General features: G+C 42.7%; 1 protein-coding gene. It reads left to right on the forward strand.

Features of this window, described 5'->3' with window-relative positions:
* A partial coding sequence (locus tag OCV68_RS14645) for a Cna B-type domain-containing protein (RefSeq protein ID WP_262573807.1) occupies positions 1-825 on the forward strand: 825 nt, incomplete at both ends.

Here is an 825-nt window from a genome sequence, read left to right on the forward strand (position 1 = left end):
CAACGGAACTACAGTAACAAACACCTGGAAGAAAGCTACAATCCCAGCACCTAAGACTGATATAACAGTTAATAAGGTTTGGGCAGGTGAACCTTCAAGCCAGTCACACGACGGCTACTATGTAAAGGTTGACCTTATGAGAAGCTCCGCAGCAGAGCCATCTCGTGCGATAGACACTGCAACACTTGATGCTTCCAACAACTTTGAATACACCTTTACAGGACTTGATGAACAGGACGCAAATGGTAATCCTTATACTTATACTGTAGCAAACGAAATTACAGATGCTCCCAAGTATACTGAAAATGTACAGTCTGGTTATGAAGTATCTTACAACGGAACTACAGTAACAAACACCTGGAAGAAAGCTACAATCCCAGCACCTAAGACTGATATAACAGTTAATAAGGTTTGGGCTGGTGAACCTTCAAGCCAGTCTCATGACAGCTACTATGTAAAGGTTGACCTTATGAGAAGCTCCGCAGCAGAGCCAGCTCGTGCGATAGACACTGCAACACTTGATGCTTCCAACAACTTTGAATACACCTTTACAGGACTTGATGAACAGGACGCAAATGGTAATCCTTATACTTATACTGTAGCAAACGAAATTACAGATGCTCCCAAGTATACTGAAAATGTACAGTCTGGTTATGAAGTATCTTACAACGGAACTACAGTAACAAACACCTGGAAGAAAGCTACAATCCCAGCACCTAAGACTGATATAACAGTCAATAAGGTTTGGGCAGGTGAACCTTCAAGCCAGTCTCATGACAGCTACTATGTAAAGGTTGACCTTATGAGAAGCTCCGCAGCAGAGCC

Source organism: Huintestinicola butyrica (assembly GCF_025567215.1).
GTDB lineage: Bacteria > Bacillota > Clostridia > Oscillospirales > Ruminococcaceae > Huintestinicola > Huintestinicola butyrica.